This window comes from Paenibacillus sp. 598K (assembly GCF_003851045.1).
GTDB lineage: Bacteria > Bacillota > Bacilli > Paenibacillales > Paenibacillaceae > Paenibacillus_D.
The window spans coordinates 2,733-23,904 of the sequence record NZ_BFBX01000001.1 but is presented as its reverse complement, the minus strand read 5'-3'; the positions used below and the strand labels follow the sequence as shown (position 1 = coordinate 23,904).

Below are 21,172 nucleotides of genomic sequence, written 5' to 3'. Positions count from 1 at the left end.
TCCTTAATGAAACGAACCATACAACGGGCCGAAATTCGCACAGGCGCGATAATCGGCGCCGAACGAATCATGTGCCCCGAATGCATCCCATGCGCCCGGGCGATAGATCAGCTCCTCCGCGACGTTATGCATCGTCACCGGAATGCGCAGCATCGAGGCCAATGTGATCAGGTCAGCGCCAATATGCCCGTAGCTAAGCGCGCAATGGTTAGAGCCCCAATGCTTCATAACCGAGAACACATCGCGGAACGGGCCCTGCCCCCCGTCGATCAGTCGCGGTACAAACCAGGTAGTGGGCCATGCAGAGTCAGTGCGTTGATCCAGAATGGCATGAACCTCTTCCGGCAGCTCTACCGTATACCCCTCTGCCAGTTGCAGCACCGGGCCGATGCCATGAATCAGGTTCAGCCTGACCACCGTAACCTTCATGCCGCCTCGTGTCGTGAAATCCGTCGAATAGCCGCCGCCGCGAAAATATTCGCGGTTGGCCGGACACCAGGACACCGCAGCCAGACATCGTTGTACCTCTTCATCCGTGATCGCCCAATGCGGCTTCATCGCGGGCTCCCCGCCGAGCTGTTGCTCGCCCGTCCCATCTAGCGCAGCAGGGCCTGAGTTAATCAGGTGGATGAACCCGCCCGCTGCCAGGCCGCCTGGGCGCACACCAGCCACGCGTTCGACGGCATCCGGGCTCCAGTAGCTGCGCACATCGGCGAATACTTGCGCTGTGTTCGTTAGCAAGTGCCCCATCAGCATGACCACCCCATTGAGGCTATCGTTCTCTGTCGCGAGAATATACGGCTCGCGCTTGCCGTTCCAGTCGAAGGAGGAATTCAGTATCGCCTCCATGAAGTCGCCGTTGGGACGATAGTCGGTCCATTGCCGCTGCCCCTGGAATCCCGCCGCAATCGCCTGATGGCCGAGCGCTTCCTCGCCCCAGCCCAATCCGGCGAGGCGCGGGTTGCCTGCCATGAGATCCCTCGCGATCAGCGTCATCTTCACCACCGTTTCCCAGTCCTCGTCCTTGCGTGATCTGGAGAGCTGCAGCTCCGGCTTGTTGCCGTCCGCGCCTTCGGCACAATGCTGTCTGGTCCAGGCCAGCGCCCGCTCGTACTCCTCTTGATCGTAGATGCCCTGTTCGATTCTGCGTGAAAACTCCGACATGTCGATGTATTCGTTGCGCATGCCGAGATAACGCTGGAACAACCGCTCGTCGATCACACAGCCCGCGATCCCCATCGACACCGTGCCCATCGACAAATACGCTTTGCCGCGCATCAATGCAACGGCGAGACCGCAGCGTGCGAAGCGCAGCAGCTTCTCCTGGACATCGGCAGGAATCGCCTCCTCTCCCGCGTCTTGCACCTCTCGCCCGTAGATGGCGAACGCGGGCAAGCCCTTCTGATTATGGCTGGCCAGCGCGGCTGCCAGGTAGACTGCACCTGGCCGCTCCGTACCGTTGAAGCCCCATATTGCCTGAGGCAGATACGGGGACATATCCAGCGTCTCGCCGCCATAACACCAACACGGCGAGACCGTGATGACCAGCCCGACACCAGCGCGTGCGAATTGCTCCGTCGCTGCCGCCGCCTCTACTGCGCCTCCGATACAGCGATCTGCAATGACGCATGTGACCGGATCGCCATTCGGATAACGCAGCTCGCTTGCCAGTAAGCTGGCTACCCGCTCGGCCATCCCCATCGCCACCGCTTCCAGCGATTCCCGAACACCGCCGCGTCGCCCGTCGATTGCCGGGCGAATGCCGATGGTAGGGAATTCACCCTGATATCGATAACAATCCCAACTGCCCATTTCCCTGCCCCCTTCCTTTGTTCCAACCAGCGAATCAGCTCGTTGTCAGATCCAATGCATCCCATGTGAACCAGCCCTGTTCAGCAGCAATGTCTAGCAGGTTCTCCCCATCCCGTATGACTCCCTCTGGCAGTACAGCTACCAGTGTCTTCGGATAGGCGAGATGAGCAGGGTCGGACTCCTGAATACCCAGCCCGGCAGCGAGCGGCAGGCGCTGCTCTTCGCCATTGAGCACGATGCGCACGAGGCTTCCTGAAGGCGCTTGGTCCGCCGTGTGGATACGCAGCCTGGCTACACTTCCCACCGCTTCGGATGGCGCAGTGAAGGTGAAGCGCGTAGCCGACTCGCCTTGCTTGTGCCACACAGCAGCCGCAACGACAGTCCGTCCCGCATGAGCGCCGGATTGTCCGGTTGCCGCCAGTGCTGGTGTTGATGCAGCCACCTGCTTCGCCGTCCCTTCGATTGCGGCGTTGCTGTCGAGCGTCTGCACCTCCTCGTTGCCGGCCGCCACTTCGCCGATGCTCTCAACAGCGGCTAAGTCTGTTGTGGCTGTCGGCACCCCCGCATACCCTCTTGTCGTCGCATCCTTGCGTCCCATCGACAGCAGCACGGAGCCTGCCGACTCTACAGTAAGCGATGGCGCATTCCAGGCTGTTATTAACCAGCCTGTCTGCTCAAGCGTCAACCCGTCCTGCGGCTGCAGGCTCGCTTTGATCGTAATCGTGCGCGATTCTCCTGGCGGTATCGAGACGAATTGATTATCGACGAATAGATCCGTACGGTACACAAGCTGCGGATGCGCCTCAAGGAAGAGCGCATTCACCTCACCTCGGTTCGCAAGTGTAATCGCCAGTTGCTCCTTGCCATCCGCGATAGCATGCTGCTGCCCCGTAATGACCAGCTCAGTGACCTTGACTGGCGCACCACTGATCGCTGTAGTTACATAAGGCACGCCAAACTCCGGGTCGTTCAGCTTGCTGTCCAGCAATCCCTTCAACGCGCCTTGCGGCCCCTTCGGTCCGAACACATACGTACGCTCGGAGATCAGCTCGCCCTCCGCATTACGCAGCGCCAATTCGACTATCATCGGCCCCAGCCGCATCCGCATGGGCGGCAGCAGATTCACTGTCTGCAAGCTCACGGTCTCATGTGGCGCAATCCTCGCTGTCCCTGCACCTTCGGCGAAAATAGCCCCTCTGCGATCGCGCGCCTTCCAGCTCCACTCCAGATCCCTGACCTCATCTAGCGCATCGCTGACGAGCAACAGCTCCACTTCATGCCCGTTGAACATATCGTACAGCAGGGAATCATATTTCATCTGAATAGCGATGGGAGCGAGTGCCTGCTTAATAAAGTGGTACTTCATCAGTGTCCGACCATCGTAGTCGACCATGAAGCTGCCCGCCCCATTCGGCCAGGGCTCATTGTAATCCCATGTCGTGAACCCGCCCAGCCTCTTGCCCTTGGCGCGCAGGGCATCGGCAATATAACGCACGCCCTCCGCTCCGATGAACTGTCCAGCTTTAATTGTATCTTCCAGGCTGTCTAGCTCTCCGAACAAGCGCTCAATCACATTCTGGGCTAGCCAGAATTGTTTGGCGAACACAGCATTCACTACGTTCTTACGGATAAGTGCCGGATCATCCTCATTAATGGGCCACTGCGAGGCCAACGGGATATCCCGATACCACACCTCTACATTCGATGGCGTCTGGCAGCCTACTTCGCCGTATCGCATCATCGGAATTTCTCCGAAGTTATCCTTAATATCCTGGTTGAACTGGTGATAGTGAAAATCCGGATTATAGTCCCATGGCGCATGGCGCGAGCCGTGAATCGGGCATGTTGCCCTGAACAGACGGCTATCCTCCTCCGCAGTCACCTTCTCTTGAATCCGCAGGGCAGCATGGTCGGAGCCTGGCTTGAAGTACCATTCCAGCTCATTGCCCCCGGACCATTCTATAATTGAAGGGTGGTTGCGCAACTGCTTCACGATATTGCGCAGCGTCTCTTCGAAATTCGCCAGGAACACCGGCTCATTCTCCGGTACGCAGTTGGCTATCGGAAAATCGACCAACAACAGAATGCCCAACTCGTCAGCCGCATCATAGGTGCTCTGGGGGAATACGACCTGGCCGCCATGCTGACGAAGCGTATTCATATTGCATTCACGCGCCATCTCGATGAAATGGCGGCCCCTGTCGCCAATACGCCCGTACAACAAATCCGGCGCCACCAGATTGGAACCCATCGTGCGAATCGGCACCCCGTTCAGTACCAGGCGGAACGGATTGGGGAAGTCCTCCGGCGCTCCCTCTACCTGCTCCCAGCGGATCTCGCGAATACCGAATCTCGCCCTCGTGCTATCGCTGGCTGTGCCATTCACATGTAGCTCCGCATGGAGCCAATACAATGGCTGTTCGCCATAGCCATGCACCCACCATAAGGCTGGGTTAGCCAGGGCAAACTCCCCTTGAACCACATTGCTCCCAGCCGCCAGCACCGCCTTCATCTGATGCCGGACCTGCTGTCCGTTGCCCTCCAGAAGGTAGCTGATGACTGCCTCGCCGCCAACAGCAGCGTCAATCTCCAGCGCAACCTGAATCGTCGCCTGCCTGTACTCCGGATCGAGCTGCGCCTCTACCCTTGTCCATTCGATCGCCGCTTCGCTAGTCGCCTCCAGCCACACATCCCGCCAGATGCCAAGCGTCCAGATATTCGTCCCCCAGTCATAGCTGAAGTTGGCTGGACTCTTCAGCCCCTTGAGAACCTGACGTGCCTTGTTGTTCGCCTCGACAAAAAAATACGGTGTCCCTTCGCCGCTCATCTTGCCATCCGATCCTAACAGATACGGCAAGATTTCCTCCGGCATCCGCGTCAGCAGCACGACAACCCGATTCGTCTCCCCTACCTTGGCCAGCTCGGTAATATCGAAGCTGAATCTTTTAAACATTCCCTCATTGGTGCCAACGCGCACATCGTTAACCCAGATTTCGCTTGCATAGTCCACACCGTCAAAATAAAGCTTGATTCGCTTGCCAGCCATTGTATCCGGGATGTCAAACTGCTTGCTATACCACCAGTCCCGCTGGGCGACACCGACCAGGCGTTCGTCGCCTGTACCGTACCAGAGCGGCTTGAGCTCGCAGGCCGTCTCCAAATCCGCTTGAATATTGCCCGGGACCATGGCCGGAATCCAGCCCGCTTCCTCTACAGACGGCAAGGTGCTGCGATAAGCCTCCGTCTCTTCATCACTGCTGCGAATCAACCAGTCATCGCCATTTAGCATCAACATTTGCTTGATTCCTGTATCCCCACTCACAGAAAAAAATCCCTCCTAAATGATAAGTCGCAATGCGTGTTAACGCTTACTTGCTACCTATAATTATAGAGAGATTCCAGGTAAAGTCTTTAAGTTAAAACATGCTTTTTTGTCAAAAACGATGATTTCAGGGGCAGGCTTGTTCTGCCTTAGGAACACCCCAACTAATGGTCTGCTTCCCGTAATTCCTTGGCATACGTCGCAATAAAACGGCTGGGCGTAATACCCGCAACCTTCTTGAAAGCCTTGCTGAATTGATGAATACTCGCATAGCCGACCTTCTCGGAGATGTTCGTCAGCGTATCATTGCCGTGCAGAATTAGTCGTTTGGACTGCTCGATCCGCACGTGAACCAGATAGCTGTGAATCGTAACGCCGAGCTGTTGCTTGTAAATAAACGACAGATGGCTGGTGGATACGCCGCTCTCCAGACTGATGCGATCATTGTCCAGATTAGGATCGGCGTAATGCTTGTGAATATAATCAATGCTTTTCTTAATCACAGCCCAGCCCTTCGTAACCTTGCCCTGCTCGTTGTCCTCCTCCGGCTGGCGGTTGCGCATAAAAATGGCCAGCAAGTGAATCGTCATCGACTTGGCAATCAGCTCATAGCCGAGCCGCTTGTCGCGGAATTCCTTATGCATCACGAGAAAAGCCCGCTTGAGGTCGAAGCGTTCGGAATGCTGCAGATGGACAACCGGGAATAACCCGGCAAGCTGCAGCTCTTCCGGCCACTTCTTGCGCTGCTCCTCATGAACGATACCGACCCGCTTCCAATGGCTGCGTTCCTGGCGATAGTGCAGATCAAAGTGAAATATATACTGAATCAACGGCTCCTCGCTTGTCACGTTGATAAAATGGTGGGTGAACGGCGGGATCAGTACAGCATCCCCCTCGGCAACTGTATATTTCACCCCGCCAATAATGAAATCGGCTGTTCCCTGCTCAATATACGTATAGACATTGTCATAATCGATCCATTCTCCGGACAGTACCCAGGATTTGATAATCTTCACAATACGCACAAGCGGCGAGATGTTGTTGAGTAGAGCTATATCCACCTCTCAGTCGCCCCCTTCTCCTCCAGAACAAGCAATCGTCAGCCCTCAGCCTGCCAATTGCCTGCGATATGCTTATTGCCGCCCGCAGAGCTGTCACGGATGCCGCCCGATCGATTCGTGAGCAGCATATTGCCTTGTACCATCAGACCTCTCGCTTCACCAGCTCCGATATCGATCGCATACGCATGATTGTCCGGGAAACCGTCGCCTTCCCCGATCCGATTGTTCGTCACCATCACATTCCGTGCGGCCGGATCGATTCGAATGCCTGATCGTTCCCCAGGCTCCCGCTTGGAGTTGCCATGGATGCGCGAACCCGACACCGTCACATCACGGGCATGGCCTGTTACCGCTATGCCCTCCTCCCCGTTCCAATAAATCCGTGAATCATGGATACCCAGCCCCGTTACGCGATCCGCATAGATGCCTATACCCTTGGCTGTGGCTGCCCAGCTATTGGTTAGCACCATCGACAGCGCGCACTGGAAGTCCCAGCCGTTGCCGCCGAACTGTGTGTCGGCCAGACAATTCGTGAAGAAGCCGTAATTGGGCGGCTGCGTATCCGTGAAGGAATGGACGAAGCGGAAGCCTGTCCCCCCGCTGTTGACATTGACATTGGTTGCATAGATGCCGCCTGTATTGCTATCGAAGATAGCGCCCACCGATTGCTCGTCCTCGGCCAGATTGATCTCCAGATTATCCATATGTACGTCGCCGATCAACGCCGTGTAGATGCCATATTGCAGCGGATAACTGAAGATGCATTGCAGGATATGGAACTGCCCGCCTCCGACAACCGATACACCGGACCCCATCTTGTAATAACAGCCGGAGTTGCCGAAATGAACATTCATAAGATAGGTACGCCATACATTATGAAACGTCATTAACGCCCCGGTGGCTCCCGGCTCCGCATATTCAACACTCAGATCGCGAATGGTCGTATGGTTGACGACCTTGCCATTGTTACCGACCTCCAGCAGGCTAACGCTTGTATTCGCTTCCACAATTACCGTTGCTGCTGCGTTGCTGCCCGCCAATCCGACAGCTCCCTGCTTCAGGCTCAACGTCCCGTTGACCACATACTTACCCGGGGGGAAATAGACCGTTCCTCCGCCCGCTTGCTCGGCAAGGGTTATACAACGCTGAATCGCCTCGTAATCATCGGTCTGTCCGTCTCCAGCCGCCCCATTCGCCCGTACATTAATTACATCCGTTAGCTCTCGCTCTTCCTTGCTCATCCTCAACGCCCCTTTTGGCCATCCGCCCGCCGGGATCTCTGCCCTCGCGGCAACGATTATTCATACCCCTACCTGCATCTATTGTAGCGGATTCCCCCCCTTCCGTCACTTCGAATACAGGATATCCACCGGCCTGTCCTCTGCCGCAGACGTATACACGGCCTCCCTAACCAGCAGATTGCGGTATCCGTCCTCGAAGGATGGCGTCAACTCCTTGCCCGTTAGAATCGACTGCAGGAAAGCGCCAATCATGCTGTAGAAGGTGTGCTCCGTGCCGATCGTCTGTCCGAGCGGCCAGCAATAGGACGCCTGCGGATGCTCCTCCGCGGTGCAGCGGATGCTGCGGGAGCCACGCTTGCCATGGCTCTGCTCTGGTGCGTACAGCTTTAACTGATTCATATTATCCATACTCCAGCGGATCATCCCTTGCGTGCCGCCCAGCTCGATTCGGATACCGCGCCGCCCCCCGCAGCTATACGGGGCGTAGCAGAAGATGCCCGCTACACCTCCCTCGAGAGACGCCAGGAACGCCTGCGGCTGTTGCTCCGCGGCGCTCGCCGTCAGGCGATTCGAAGCGGTATCTGCCGCTCTTGCCCGCTCCTCTGACACCCCGGCTTGCCACGAACCCTCCTTGCCATATTCAGATAGCGCCGCAGCAGTCACCCTGCCGAACTCGCCAGCCAGGTAACGGCCGATACCGACAGCTTGCCCCAGCAAGCTGTCATCGGAATAATGAATCTGCAGGGAGCGCAATTCACCAATTGTTCGTTCTTCCACCCATTGCTTCATAACCCGAATCGCGGGCACATAGAGCAGATGGTTCGCTGCCATATGAATGCATTGCGATTTGCGGGCAGCGGCCAGCATACGAGCAGCATCTGCGGAATGGAGGGCGAGCGGGTGGGCGCTGATCACATGCTTGCCTGCCTCCAGCGCGGCAATCGCAATCTCCGCGTGCGATGCAGTCGGTGAGGCGATGTCGATAATGTCGATATCGTCCCTGATCAGCAGCCGACGCCAATTCGTCTCATAGGACATCCAGCCTAACCTGACGGCAGCCAGCTTCGCATGCTCCTCGTTGCGTCCAACCAATGTCTGCATGACAGGTCCCATCGCCGCATCCTCATAGCTTGCCAGTTCCCGGTATGCCCGGCTATGCATCGTTCCCGCCCACTGATAGCCAACCAGTCCAATCCGAACCTTCTTCTTAAAGTATTTCACTCCCGACACACTCCTCAAGATGGCGATTAACAAAAGGGCCGGGCATACAGCGGATAGCTGCGGTCCGTTCATGTGCGCCGCGCTGCTGCCCGGCCCTGTTCCCTACCCTTCTGCTACCAGCCCAACTGCTTCCGTACCTCCAGGGTTCGCTTGTTCCAGGCCTCGACCTGCGGAATAACATCCTGCATCTGGCTATCGCCCATCACGACATTACTGGGAAGGCCCCATGGATTCTCGCTAAAGGCAGGGATGCGCGAGGTCTTGTCTCCACAGCATGACAGCTTGTTCGTATAGCGCACAGCGTCTACATTACGCCCTTTCCAGATCGGCGTTTCTTCGTAATACTGATCAAGCTCATCGGAAACGATTGCTGCACTGGCACCCATGTCGATTTTTGCTTTTTGCGCCTCCAGCTCGTATTGGAAGCTGATCCACTTATAAGCGGCGTCCTTGTTCTTGGAGTTGGCGTTCATCCCCATCGCCATCAGCAGGCCCCACGTCACTTGCTTATCCTTGCCAGCCGGAAGCGGCAGCACATCCCACTCGAAGCTCGCCTCGGACTCCAGCGTCGGCAGCACCCAGTCTCCGCCGAAGGCGAACAGCGACTTGCCGTTCAGGAAATCGCTGATGCCGGATTGCAAGCCGAGCTCCGTGCCCTTTTGGAGGCTCAATAGCGACCCATCCTGGGTGACGAAGGACTTCAGCCAGTTCACATCATCGATGACAGCAGGCGTATGCAGCACAGATTGTGTCAAATCCTCGTTCATGTAATAGGTATTGGCAGCGCTGCCGTTGGCTACCGCAAGGGCGGTCAGGAAGTGGTGCCCCCACATCGAGTCGAACGCCAGGCCGTAGTCGCCGGCTGCCGGGTCGGTGGCCGCCTTCGCAAGCTGGCGGAATTCATCCATCGTCCAATCCAGCTCCGGCATCTCCAGCCCATACTTCGACATGACCTCTTTATTAATATAAATATACGTAGGCGCATAGACATGCGGCACGGCATAACGTTTGTCGCCAATATCGTACGCATCGATAAAACCAGGAATAAATTCAATCTTCTTCATCGCCGGGTCCTTATCCATGTAAGGCTTCAGGTCCTCCAACATACCGTCCTTGACGTAGGCGGACATATCGACCAGCCAGGTCAGATCCACCGGCGTGCCCGCAGCATCCATCGCTACGAACGTCCCCACCAGGTCGCCATCCTTGGGATAGACTGGCTCTACAGTAATCCAGGGATATTGGGCTGTGAACAGATCGAACAGCGGCTGCAGCCGATCACTCCACATCAGGACGCGCAGCGTCACGGGGTCTTGATTTTCCTCATTGCTTACTCCCTCTTCTTCCTTCATGATATCGCCGTTGTTGTTCGTTTTTACCGGATTGCCGCTGTTGCCGCCGGAGCAAGCGCTCAACAGATACACCAGAAGCAGTGCCAAGGTAATCATTTTGGACTTCACTAATTGTTTCATAGATGACCAACCTCCCAATTTTATTTATGTTCATCTCTCGATTATTCGTCCAACCTGCTAATGATTCGCCTCACCCCCCTCTCAGAATGCAATATGCCTGCCACACAAGGCTCTATTCGATTGCACCCGTCCGCTCAACGCCGCGAACGAACCAGCGCTGGGCAAACATATATAACAATAACGGCGGGAAGATAATCAGGAAGGAAGCCGCCATCTTCGTCCCTTCATGCAGCGGGTCAACCTGCTTGGTCGTGACATATAGCGTCTCCATACCGGCCAGATTGTCCTCCAGCCTCTCCAGGCTGATCGCCAATGTTGGATACGCCTTGGGCAGGAACATCGATGCCTCATAGCTCATGTTCCAGTACCAGATGAACGAGAACAGGAAGACGACCAGGCACGCTGTGCCCGACAGCGGCAGCATAATCCGAAAGAACATCCGTAGCGGAGAAGCCCCGTCTAGCTGTGCCGCCTCCTCCAGCGATGCCGGCTGCTGGCGGAAGAACTGGCGGAAGATGAAGATGAACAGCGCGCTGCGTAGACCTTGCCCGAACAATGCGGGAATCAGGAATACGAGCGGCGTATCCAGCCAGCCCAGCTTGCTGTAGACCATGTACAACGGAATAATAATGATCTGCGGCGGCACCAGGAACGTCAGCAGCACCAGGAAGCTGACGAGGCCGCGGCCGGGAAAGGGAAACTTGGCCAGACCATAACCGGTAATCGCACACATGAGCACCTGAATCGCCGAGCAGGTCAATGCAATGACAAGGGTATTGGTGAAGGCTGTCGGATAGCGTAGCCCATCCCATGCCTTCAAGAAATTATCTGTATGGATGGTCTGCGGAATCCAGCGAATCGCCGGATTAATCAGGTCAGACACATTCATCAGCATCGTCGAGATAATGTAGAACAACGGCTGCAGATACAAGAAAGCCAGGATGGAGAGCAAGAACAAAATAAGCAGCTTCGCCAGCAGCCCGTCATTGAGGTGGCGACCCAGCACGACCTGCTTCACCATCTGTCCGCGCCTGCCTTGCACCAGCTCCCGCAGCCGCTGCAGCCGCCCGATAGGATGCAGCTGTTGCCTTTCAGGTGGCTGCTGCTGCCTGCCCGGCTCCTCTGCCAGCCCCTTGCCTCCATCGTTGTGATGCTTCATGGCTAGACCCCCCTCTGCCGAACGCTGCGCTGGATGAACCATAACGCCAGCCCGAGCAGCACAATAATGAACGTAAAGTAAATCCATGCCAGCGCGTTGGAGTACCCATAACCGGTAACCACCTTGAACATGTTCGCCCGAATATGCCGGATAACCGGATTCTGCGGGAAGGTGAACAGCTCGACGATCGTATAGAGGGTACACAGACTGACGAACGGCAGCATATTCGGCAGCGTAATGGTCCAGAAGCTGTCCCAAGGCGATGCCCCGTCGATCCAGACCGCCTCGTAGACCGCCTTGGGAATGGACTGCAGGCCTGCCAGGAAGATCGTGATTTGCACCCCCGAATACCACAGGATCAGCACCGCCCGGCTCAACACATTGAGGGCCGGCTCAGCGAATTGCGAGCCTAACTGTTGGCGCACCAGCGGCTCGATGCCATACTGATCGAGGAAGGGGAGCTCTCCGGCGCCCTGCGAGAACAGCTCGCTCAGCACTTGCCCGGTCGCGAAGATGACCGGCAGGAAGAATACTGCGCGGAATAAAAACCGCAGCGGGAATTGCTGGTTGAGCAGCAGGGAGATGAACAAGGCAAAGATAACGATAATGGGAATAATCAACAGCATCTCTTGCACATACAGCAGCAATTCGACCGGAAACACATTATCCTTAACAAAAGCATGCCGGAAATTATCGATGCCGACCCACTTCAGTGCGAAGCCATTGCCGCCCATCCGCACCTCGTTGAAGCTCATATATAAGGAAGAGAGCAGTGGGAAGGCCATGAAAGCAATAAACCCGATCAGCCAGGGCAGGACGAACAGATAGCCGATGCTGTATCGCTTCCAGCGGTAGACCAGAAGCTCTCTCTTCCGATTGCGTTGCTCCTTACCCGCCATACTGCACCTCCCCGTCGCGCATCGTCTTGAAGGTCATTCGATTGTAGTCTGCCACTGTCCGCGTCCCGTCCTCATAGACCGTCTCGTATACGCCATCGTCCAGCCTGCGGTGGTCGACGATACGCAGATGATACGTTGCCGCCAGCTCGTTGAACCTGGCGTATTCCTCTGCGACCATATCCTCCCAGCCGCTGAACCTGGCGCTGAAGATCTCGTCATCCAGCGTGTCCTTCAAGGCCCGCGCGGACGACCAGGCCAGCGAATAGGCTGGCACAGCGCCATATTCAAGCGCCTTGAGCTGCTCCTCCGCGAATTGGCTGCGCAGATTGCCCGGCTGGGCCGAATAGGCCACATAGCCATGCAGAACCATCGGATAGAACGGGACATATTCATCTACCAGCACATCCGAGCCTGGTTCGATAGGCAACCGGGTAACGGCATTGACATCCCCCAGCGTGTCCGCGAAGCCGTAATCGACGGCCGACAACCCCAATTGCTGCTGCGTATACCCGAGCAAGGCCTGGTATAACCCCGCTGCCTGGGCCCGCGACTGCTCACGTCCTGTCTTGTAATCGGCATATCTCAGCTCGCCTACAGCATCGTAATGAAGCCCGTCGGCACCAAGCGGGCCGAGTCGCTCCATACTCTGCATGCCGAGGGCAATCGTTCGCAGCGGATGGAGGATATAGGCCTCTAGCCACTTATCGAAGAAGGCTGCCTGGTCCATCCCGTATATCGCATCGCGCTTGGGCGAGAGGGAGCCATGGTCGCCGGCCCAGACGAGCTTCTCCTTGAACAGCACTCGATAACCCAGCTCGTGGGCCGCAGTGATGAAGTCCTGGGCACCGGCAGCCCCTCCCAGCCGATCCGCAAGCGGATAGCGGCGGCCAGCATCCTCGCCCGCCTGGCGCTGCCAGCCGGAGTAGAACGCCGTTATATTGCTCACCCCTCGCGCCGTAAGCGCGCGCAGCATCTGCTCAGCCTGACTGTAGGTTGTGGTAGCGATATATTGTCGGCTGTTGAAGGCTGCTCTGGTGCTCCCCCCGACAATATCCAGATGCAGCGGAATCGCGTCGACAGGCTCCAGCCTGGCGCCAAGCATGCCCCGAGCCGCCAGATCGGCCTGATACAGCATTGCCATCCCGGCATAATCCGCCTGATCGCCAGCGAGCAGCCGATACTCGACGACCCGATCTCCCCCGGTGAGTCCATCCTGCAGCGTAACAATGGCTGGCGAGATGCGACTCGTCTGCCGCATATACTCCTCGCGGTAGATGAAGTCCACATTCACACTGTAGCGATTGGACTTCATGCCGGGGGAGAGCGCCTTCACCCGGGCTTCATACGCGCCGTCGCGAATGATCGCCAGATAGGCATCTGCTCCATGCCTGACACCAAATACCGGATAAGCGACCGGGCGTGTTACCCATTCATTAGCACGAGCGCCGCCGGAGGGCTCGGAGCCATATACCCGCTTGCTGAAGCCTTGCCCGACGACGAGTCTTTCCGCCTCGAAGCGGATCAATCCGCCGGGGCCTTCCGGAATGAACAGATAACCATCATCCTTGTCGCCGTTAAGTCCATCGCTTCCTGAATCGCTGTCGGTTGCACTTGCCGCTGCAGCCGAGCCGAGGAACGGCAGCACAGAGATCGCCATAATGCGGGCATCCCCCTGCTCCCGCAAGCTACGCTCGGGAATCGTAACCTTCAGCCCGCCATCCATCAGTTCATATTGCATCGCGAAGCGAATACCCAGCTTCGGCCAGCTATAAGTAACCTGAATGCCCGCATCATAGCGGGTAATCGTGGTCTCCAGCCGATTATCCGTTGCATTGGCCAGCTCAGGCGTATATTTGCCGCCCGACTTGAGCTGACTGAATTCCAGGATGAAGGGCGACTTCAAATTGCCGAGCAGCAGCCCCTTCACCGTCTCCTGCTCCAGCTCCGTGTCCGCCGGGCTACTGCGCCATGCATAGCCGTTTTGCTTGTTGACCAGCTTCAATTGTGTAGTCTCCGGATGCAGCCACAAGGCCGCCTGCTCGTTGCCCAGCGCTAGATAGTAGCCCTCGCTGTCTGCCTTGCCGTCCGGTACCCACGCCGCTTCTCCCTCATAATAGGCCGCCTGACCGGCAACTGCGGGGACAAGCGCCAGCACAGGGTCCGGCTTCGGCTCGCCTCGCCCGGTCAGCAGCAGCGTAGTGATGGCGAGCAGGATGGCGAGCGAAGCCAGCCATAACCAGCGGCGCATCCTGCCCCATGAGTAACCCGCCATGTCAAGTGACCTCCCTGTAAATCTGATAGAAAAAGTCATATAGATTAAATGTCAGTCCGCCAACAATGGTAAGAAAGAACCACAACAGGAAGACCGTGAACAAGGATAAGGCCGCATTCTTCAAGGCTTCGATAAAATCAAAGTTATGGATAACTTGCAGCATAATAAAAAAGTGGGCCGCAACTACAATCAGCATGATTTGAAACAGCGCCGTATAGACAATGCTCTCTTCCAGCACAACGAGATTGGACAGCGGCACAAGGATGACCGTAAAGGCGATATACGGAATCAGCGCGTAAGCACAGCCCTGCACCACCTCGCGGAATCTTCCTTCCCCGCCCCGCACGCTGCAGACGAGATAGCTGGCCGCAACCCAGGACAGCCACGGAACAAGGATAATGCCCAGCTCCATCCAGGCATTCTTCTTGCCCGGCTCAGTGGTGTCGAACAGAAACCCGGTTCCATAGGAATGGAACAGCCGCGCCATGATCGCCAGCAGCACGATGGTAAGCAGAACCGCGTAGGGCACGCGCCGCTCCTTGAGCCGATAATAGCCATCATAGGGCTTATACCAGATACGCAACGCCTCGCCCAGCTCACGTCCATAGCGGGAGATGCCCGGTGGCCAGGGCAGCCTACCCAGTACTGCAACGGTGCGCCGGGACAGCAGTCGCCAGGCAATCAGTGCCACTGCCGCTGCCAGTCCGGCGGCAACCGCATAGCTGCGCATCCAGTCCAGCCGGACATTCCAGAACGCCTCGGAGTAACCCTTCACATCCTTCGCCTGGCGGAAGTGGTCCATTGCCAAGCTGTATTGCCCATCCATCAGTGCCAGCTTGCCCAGACCTTGATACGTCAGGTCGAACATCTCGTTCGCTGTTGCGAGTGTTTCCCAATAGGCACGACTCTCGGCATACCTTCCTTTGTAATACATGCTCGCCGCCTTCAGCGCCGATTCTCCGAAGCTTGTGCGGCTGAAGAACTGAACCGTCCCCATACCGCTATCGGCAACGATCAGCTCATCGCGGCTGTTCACACCCAGGCTGGTCGGATAGATGAATCTGCCCTTCTCCTGGGCTGACGTCTGCAGCCCGCCAAAGGCGAAGAGCGCCTCCCCTGCAGGACTGTAGACGACAAGTCGGCCCTGCTGCTGTTCAACCCCGTACAGGAACCCCGCCCGGTCAATCGCCGCATCCGCGAGCATATCGCTGAACAGCAGCGAGCGGCTGCCCAGCAGATCGACGCCTCCAGCATTGAGCTGGCGAAGATTGCCGCTCCTGTCCTGCCCCTGACTGACGGTCAACAGAAACCCGTAATTGTCCAGCCCGACATTCATAATTGGCCGGGGCTTGTTGGCCACTTCCTTATCAAGCTGCTCCTGATTCAGGATCAGTCGCTTCATCCAGTTAAGCAAGGAGGGATTCGCCTTGTTGGCCCCGAAGAAACCGCGAAATGCTCCGTCCTGCCCCATGCGCAGCAAGCCCAGGCCGGAGCCCTTGACCGCGATATACATCACCCCGCGGTTATCCACAGCCAGCTTGCTGGGCGCAAAGATATAGCTGCTGTCCAGTCCCGCAGCCTCAGGCTTGACATACTGCCGCGCCAGCTCACCCTCCGGTGTGAATACCGCAATCCGGCTGTTGCCGCTATCCGCTACGTAGACCTCTCCGGCAGCACTCACGAATACCCCTTCCGGTGCGGATAGTTGCCCCTCCCCTTCTGCCGTGCCATATACGCGAACCGGCTCATACCGGGCATTGAACTCGTGGACCGCATTGCCCTTGCGGTCGACGACGAAGACATGGTCCACGCCCGTGACGAAGACATCCACCGGCTCCACGAATGACTGCTCGATAAAACTGCCGGGAACATAGATCGGCTGTATAACCACACGTCGCCCTTCGCCATCCACATAAGTCGTTATATAGGGCGCATCGGCCAGAGCCAGGGCGGCAGGGCAGAGCGCTGCGGCAAGCAGCAGGCATAACATTATTTTTATTGTCGCTCTCACCATCACGATCCCCATTCGCATTAGAATTCAGAGTTGCAACGCTGCCTATTTCACACCGGAATGGACCATGGTTTCATTGACCTTGCTCTGGAATAAGATGAACATCAGGAACGTCGGCAGGAACATCAGCAGTCCTGCCGCAGCCGCAATGTTCTGGCCGGCCACACTATTCGCCATCCCTGTAATCAAGGTCGTGACGTAATAAGGCAATGTCTTGAGCTGCTCCTTATGGATGAACAAGGTCGATCCCTCCACATCCCCCCATGCAGCCTGAAACGTTATAATAGCTACTGTCGTAACTGCCGGCATCGCCAGCGGCATCACCAGACGCATGAAGATCTGAAACTCCCGCGCTCCGTCAAGCTGCGCAGCTTCCAGCAATTCATTGGGGATTTGACCCATAAATTGAATGAGCAGGAACACCGCGACAGGCGATGCGAGCAGGGGAAGAATTAGCGCGAAGTAGGTGTCGGTTACACCCAGGAAGCTCACGATCAGATACCTGGGGATGGCAACTGTCTCGGCGGCGAACATCAGGGACACCATAATAAGGGCCATAATCGCCGCCTTGAACGGGAAACTCCGCTTCGCCAGCGCGTAGGCTGCCATTGAGCTAATCAGAATCACGCTGATGACCGTAGCCGCCGCGGCCAGAATGCTGTTCAGCAGATAACGGCTGAACGGAACCATATCGCTCGACGCGCTCAACAACAACTGTTCGAAATTGCGTACGGTCGGCTGTCTGACCAGAAAGGTCGGCGGGAACAGGAACAGCTCATGCAGCGGCTTGAAGGCATGGTTAAAAATAAAAACAATCGGCAGCATCATAAACACGGCAAGCAGCGTGAGAAATACATAGAGCAGGAGCATTCCCTTGCCTGCCGAACGAATGAGCTGCCAACGCCTCGTTAACTGCTTCACTGCCCCTCCCCCTTCGCGGACAAGATTCTATAGAAGAAACGCATGAGCAGGTAGGACATCGCCAGCAGAACGACCGATATGGCGGAGGCGTAACCTAACTCGAAGCGCAAGAAAGCATAGTCATCCACATGATTAATAATGAGATGCCCTGAATAACGCGGCGTGATGGCCTGGCCGGTCAACTGCGTCGAGATTGCCCCGGCCTTGAGCGTCGTCACGATCGACATCACCGCACTGAACAGCATCTGCGGCTTCATAGACGGAATCGTAATGTAGTAGACCTCCTGCAGGCGGCTGCGGACACCATCAATCTTGCCCGCATCATACAGCTCGGGGTTAACGGTCGCCAATCCCCCCAGCATCGCCAGGAAACCAACGCTGAAGCTGGTCCAGAGCGAGACCAGAATCATCACATTCAACAGATGGCTGGGGTCCTGCAGCCATATCACCGGATTATCGATGATACCTATGTTAAGCAGGAAATGATTCAGATAGCCGACGCGGTCGCCGCTGAAGGCGGCTGCCCATACGACAGCCAGCGCCACGCCGCCTGCCAGAGACGGCGCGTAGAAGGCCAGCGTATACCCGTCCCTCACCTTCTTGGGAAGCTGATAGATCAGCCAGGCGAACAGGAAGGACAAGACATATCCCCCTGGGCCAACGAGCAAAGCGAATTTCAGCGTATTCGGCAAGGCATACTGCAGGAAGATCAGATCCTGCGACAAGAGAGCAATATAATTCTTGAATCCGACAAAGGTAGGAAATTGAAAACCGTTAAAGCTGGTAAAGCTCAGCAAACCTGCCATGATGACCGGGACGACAATAAAAATGATGAATACCGCCAGGAAGGGCGCCAGAAACAGATAAGCGGTTCTGTTATGCCAGCAGTCGGCTGCCAGGCGGCCCATGCCTCGGGTTATTTTCCCTATCAAGCTCATCACTCGCTTCCCCATTCGAAAGGCTGGTCGATCTGCGGCAGCCGCAAATCATCATCAGCGCCCAGCCCGAACTCCTCTTGCTTGCGCTGCATCTCGCGCCGCATGGACAATGCAGCCTTCTCCAACGCTTCCTTCTCCGGCATCCCGTCAAGCAGCACGCGGTTCCAGGCGAAATCCATCTCGCGACCCAGATAATAGTAACCGGGCACCAGCGGAATGTTTTTGGTCCACCGTAGCTGCTCCTTAATCGCCGTCAGATGCTCCTGCGGCCACCAGGATTGTCCGAACGCCTCCAGATTAGCCGAGTTCCAGCGATACTCCACGCCGAGGAAAGACTCGATCTGATCGGCATAACGCAGCTGGGTCTCTGTTGATGTCCACCAGTCCAGGAACTGCCAGGCCTCGTCCTGCTTGCTGCTGTTAGCCATAATCATCGCTGCCGTAGAAGGCTGCTGCGCCCAACGCGCGACCTCGCCATTGCGCTGGCGGGTCCCCGGCAGCGGCGCAATCGCCCAGTGACCGGCAATATCCGGCGCAGCCGCGACCAACTGGATATAGGTGCTGAAATCAGCAATGCCAGCCGGGATATCTCCGAATCGGAAGTGGTTGAAGAACGCCGGCACCTCCAGCGGCAGATAGTAACGCCTGAACAACTGCAGCCATTGCTCGAACGGGGCAACTGCCGCTTCCTCACCAAGCCTGGTCGACATCCCGTCGGCAGCGTAGAAATCAACACCCGCCTGATAGAAGAAGGGCGCGAACTCCTTGGCGGGGTAATACAGCGTCTTGCCATTCTCCTGCAGGGTCGGAAGCAGCTTGTAGACATCCTCCCACGTATCCGGCGGTTCAAGCCCGTATTGCCGGAACAGATCGGTCCGATAGAAGAACACCAGGAAATTCTGAAGCTCAGGCAGACCGTATGTCCCGCCGCCGTATTGGTAGGTCCGCATCATGCCGGGATGGAAGCGAGTCTGGATTTCACTGTAGCCCTTCAGCTTCGAGAGGTCCGCCGCCGCACCGCGCATCGCAAAGTCAACAGGCGATTCCATAGCGATGCCAAGCGCCGCATCCGGCTGGTTGCCGGCGGCATTGCCAAGTATCAGCACATTCGGATTCGGCATGAGACTAATATTGACATGAATGCCGGTACGAGGCGTAAAATCCTGCGTAATCAGCTCCTGCAATAAATCGACATAATCGCGGCCTCGCTGCACCCATACGGTGATCGCCTTCTCGCCTTCCAACGGCTCTGCTGTATAAGGCTGCACGAAGCTGCGCGCCAGGCTCAGTGCCGCATGGCCCCATCGCTGCAGTGCGCCGGCCGTTCGTAGCGGAGTTGCTGTATCCGGCGTACGCAAGGCGAGGCTGTCGATCAGCAGCGGCTGCGTATCTGCAGTGGATATCCATGTGCCGATGCTGCTCTGAATCGCCGCCAGCTCGCTGAGCCGATTCGGGAGCTTCTCGACATTGGCCAGCATATCCTCAAGCGTCACGAGCGACAGCTTAATGGATGTGGTCAAGTCGGTCTCCGACTGATTCAATCCCTCCAGATAGTCGGTAATAAGTCGCAAGCCATCCATGGCATGCTGCATTCGGCTATGGATATCAGGCATGTACCGCTCCAGCTCCCAGGTCCGGTTCGTATCGGCATTCCCGCCACCATACTTGCCGTAATCGCCTGTCAGAACACGGATATCGTTATCGAGCTTGCGCAGCTCGGCCAGCATCTCATGCAAGGCGAGCACAGCACGTCGCACCGGCGATGCGTCGGCGACCAGGCGCAGTTGCCTTATGCCTGCCTCCAGATAGAAGCGATACGGCTGTCCGTTACCATCCTGCAGCGTGTGCACGGCAAAGCCGCGGCTGTAAGGGAATTTGTACGAGGCTGCTTCCCGGAACGGAATATAACCGTCGATATAGAGCGTACGATACACATTCGCCCCGCCGATGTAGCTTTGCTTATATTTCATATCCAGCTCATACCAGCCATCCTCGGGCACCTCAACCTCCCATTCCAACCATTGTCCGGCGTTCTGCCAGCGGTCGCCGCCCATCGCATTATAAGCGATCCGCCCTGCGCCATCCGGCGTTACCTCGGCTTCCTGCAGCGCCTGCTTCTGAATGCCGACCTGGGACTTGTAGCGGAATGCCTCACCCTCCACCACAATGGCTGTCGGCTGTGCTGCCGCTTCGGCAGGAGCAGCTTCTCGCACATAATCCGCATAGGCGGGCAGCTCTGCAGCCGGTACGATGGCGATGGCGCCTAGGGTAACTGGCTGCTGTACGCCATCGAGGCGCAGACGATGCTCGCCTGCCGTCAGGTAGAACCGCAGTGGAGACGGTGATGCCTCATAGTTCGCCAGCGCTTGCGTACGCCAGCCGGCTTCCTCTACCTGAGCCGCCCGCACTTCATTGCCCAGGGTGTCCTTATTGTACGGGTATCGCGAATCCATCCAATATCGTGACAGCTCCAGCCGCTCTGACTCGGCATACGGATAGTCGCCATCGATGGCGACGCCCCTGATAATCGTGTTGTACCCCTCCGCAGTGGGCAGGTAGTCCAGCCAAATCTCGTAGAAACCCGCCTGTTCTATCGCGAATCTCCATTCCACACTGCCAGAGCTGTTGCCCCACACCAATACCGGCTTGCCTGCTGCCGCATCCTCACGGACGGATACCTCGGCATCATCCGTGGCAGCCGCATAGCTGGCTGCCGCGATCTCGATGGCCGCCGCTCGCGCGTCCCGACGTTCGCTGATTGCGACTGGAGCCGCCTCGGGCACGCCAATGCCCGGCGAGGCCAGCAGCTCCTCCATTACCTGCAGATAGGGAGGCGGCGATTC

At 57.1% G+C, this 21,172-nt stretch carries 13 protein-coding genes; all 13 read right to left on the bottom strand.

What is annotated here, in order from left to right; all coding sequences use genetic code 11:
- Window positions 1-3: 3 nt before the first annotated feature.
- Window positions 4-1,812 (bottom strand): L-fucose isomerase, encoded by a 1,809-nt coding sequence (locus PA598K_RS00080; RefSeq protein ID WP_128654890.1) that lies wholly within the window; start codon window positions 1,810-1,812, stop codon window positions 4-6.
- A 34-nt stretch (window positions 1,813-1,846) separates the two neighbouring features.
- Complete coding sequence (locus PA598K_RS00075) at window positions 1,847-5,107, bottom strand: glycoside hydrolase family 2 protein (protein WP_128654889.1); 3,261 nt, start codon at window positions 5,105-5,107, stop codon at window positions 1,847-1,849.
- A gap of 191 nt (window positions 5,108-5,298) precedes the next feature.
- Window positions 5,299-6,195, bottom strand: coding sequence for an AraC family transcriptional regulator (locus PA598K_RS00070; protein ID WP_128654888.1), 897 nt, complete (start codon window positions 6,193-6,195; stop codon window positions 5,299-5,301).
- A gap of 38 nt (window positions 6,196-6,233) precedes the next feature.
- A complete protein-coding gene (locus tag PA598K_RS00065) occupies window positions 6,234-7,436 on the bottom strand; it encodes a right-handed parallel beta-helix repeat-containing protein (protein WP_128654887.1) in 1,203 nt (400 codons plus the stop codon).
- A gap of 105 nt (window positions 7,437-7,541) precedes the next feature.
- A complete protein-coding gene (locus tag PA598K_RS00060; protein WP_185601333.1) occupies window positions 7,542-8,657 on the bottom strand; it encodes a Gfo/Idh/MocA family oxidoreductase in 1,116 nt (371 codons plus the stop codon).
- Window positions 8,658-8,770: 113 nt separating this feature from the next.
- On the bottom strand, window positions 8,771-10,129 hold the full coding sequence (locus PA598K_RS00055) for an ABC transporter substrate-binding protein (protein ID WP_128654885.1): 1,359 nt from the start codon (window positions 10,127-10,129) through the stop codon (window positions 8,771-8,773).
- A 112-nt stretch (window positions 10,130-10,241) separates the two neighbouring features.
- Entirely contained in the window at window positions 10,242-11,288 is a 1,047-nt protein-coding gene (locus PA598K_RS00050; RefSeq protein WP_185601331.1) for a carbohydrate ABC transporter permease, read from the bottom strand.
- 2 nt (window positions 11,289-11,290) lie between these two features.
- Window positions 11,291-12,187 (bottom strand): carbohydrate ABC transporter permease, encoded by an 897-nt coding sequence (locus tag PA598K_RS00045; RefSeq protein ID WP_260405192.1) that lies wholly within the window; start codon window positions 12,185-12,187, stop codon window positions 11,291-11,293.
- A complete protein-coding gene (locus PA598K_RS00040; protein ID WP_128654883.1) occupies window positions 12,177-14,459 on the bottom strand; it encodes a DUF5696 domain-containing protein in 2,283 nt (760 codons plus the stop codon). Before PA598K_RS00040 ends, PA598K_RS00045 begins: the two co-directional genes overlap by 11 nt.
- Window position 14,460: 1 nt before the next feature.
- Entirely contained in the window at window positions 14,461-16,470 is a 2,010-nt protein-coding gene (locus PA598K_RS00035) for a YIP1 family protein (RefSeq protein ID WP_221414085.1), read from the bottom strand.
- Between the two features lie 45 nt (window positions 16,471-16,515).
- A complete protein-coding gene (locus PA598K_RS00030; protein WP_260405191.1) occupies window positions 16,516-17,391 on the bottom strand; it encodes a carbohydrate ABC transporter permease in 876 nt (291 codons plus the stop codon).
- Entirely contained in the window at window positions 17,388-18,329 is a 942-nt protein-coding gene (locus tag PA598K_RS00025) for a carbohydrate ABC transporter permease (RefSeq protein WP_260405190.1), read from the bottom strand. The genes PA598K_RS00030 and PA598K_RS00025 overlap by 4 nt, the downstream gene beginning before the upstream one ends.
- On the bottom strand, window positions 18,329-21,172 hold a 2,844-nt coding region (locus PA598K_RS00020; protein WP_185601326.1), incomplete at its 5' end, for an extracellular solute-binding protein. The genes PA598K_RS00020 and PA598K_RS00025, both read right to left, overlap by 1 nt.